The 322-nt window shown below is 55.0% G+C and carries 1 rRNA gene; it reads right to left on the reverse strand.

The features are described 5' to 3' along the window. Nucleotides 1-322 (reverse strand): 23S ribosomal RNA (locus tag G3N99_RS41630); the annotation flags it as partial.

Below are 322 nucleotides of genomic sequence, written 5' to 3' on the forward strand. Positions count from 1 at the left end.
CGCATTTCTGCCTCGCCTTAGGGGCCGACTCACCCTACGCCGATGAACGTTGCGTAGGAAACCTTGGGCTTACGGCGAGGGGGCCTTTCACCCCCTTTATCGCTACTCATGTCAGCATTCGCACTTCTGATACCTCCAGCATCCCTTCCGAGACACCTTCGCAGGCTTACAGAACGCTCTCCTACCATGCGTGCAAAGCACGCATCCGCAGCTTCGGTATATAGCTTAGCCCCGTTACATCTTCCGCGCAGGACGACTCGATCAGTGAGCTATTACGCTTTCTTTAAAGGGTGGCTGCTTCTAAGCCAACCTCCTGACTGTT

It is taken from the genome of Burkholderia sp. Ac-20392 (assembly GCF_017104585.1).
Lineage (GTDB): Bacteria > Pseudomonadota > Gammaproteobacteria > Burkholderiales > Burkholderiaceae > Burkholderia > Burkholderia lata.